The following is a 917-nucleotide window of genomic DNA, read 5'->3' as shown; positions in this document are numbered from 1 at the left end:
TCCATATTATAAAAATCAATATGGATTACAAAAAATTCAAGCTCCACTAGCTTGGGATAGTCAACGAAGTGATTCTAGTGTAAAAGTAGCTATTATTGATACAGGAGTACAAGGTTCACACCCTGATTTATCTTCGAAAGTAATTTACGGGCATGATTATGTTGATAACGACAATGTTTCTGATGACGGTAATGGTCATGGTACACATTGCGCTGGAATTACTGGAGCACTTACGAATAACAGCGTCGGAATTGCTGGTGTTGCCCCACAAACTTCAATTTATGCTGTCCGCGTATTAGATAATCAAGGAAGTGGGACTCTTGATGCTGTAGCGCAAGGTATTCGAGAAGCTGCTGATTCAGGTGCAAAAGTAATTAGTTTAAGTTTAGGAGCTCAAAATGGTGGGACTGCATTACAACAAGCTGTTCAATATGCATGGAATAAAGGCTCTGTTATTGTTGCGGCGGCTGGAAATGCTGGAAATACAAAAGCTAATTACCCTGCTTATTACAGCGAAGTAATTGCAGTTGCTTCTACAGATCAATCAGATAGAAAATCTTCATTTTCTACTTATGGTAGCTGGGTAGATGTTGCAGCACCAGGTTCAAATATATATTCCACATATAAAGGAAGCACGTATCAATCATTAAGTGGTACATCTATGGCAACACCCCACGTTGCAGGAGTCGCTGCTCTTTTAGCAAATCAAGGATATAGCAATACACAAATCCGCCAAATTATTGAGTCAACTTCTGATAAAATTAGTGGTACAGGTACGTACTGGAAAAACGGTAGAGTCAATGCATATAAGGCTGTACAATACGCTAAGCAATTACAAGAAAAGAAAGCCTCTTAAGAAATAAAGTGAAGTTTTAATCTGTCGATCGACCATTCATGCACGATAAAATAGAAGGAGA

At 38.6% G+C, this 917-nt stretch carries 1 protein-coding gene; it reads left to right on the top strand.

Going from position 1 to position 917, the window contains the following annotated elements:
- Positions 1 to 856 (top strand): S8 family peptidase (locus KI369_RS26260; protein ID WP_212958403.1); only part of this gene is annotated, 856 nt, incomplete at its 5' end.
- Positions 857 to 917 lie beyond the last annotated feature (61 nt).

Source organism: Bacillus sanguinis (assembly GCF_018332475.1).
GTDB lineage: Bacteria > Bacillota > Bacilli > Bacillales > Bacillaceae_G > Bacillus_A > Bacillus_A sanguinis.
Note: the sequence above shows the minus strand (reverse complement) of the source record. Positions and strands in the feature narration are given on the sequence as shown.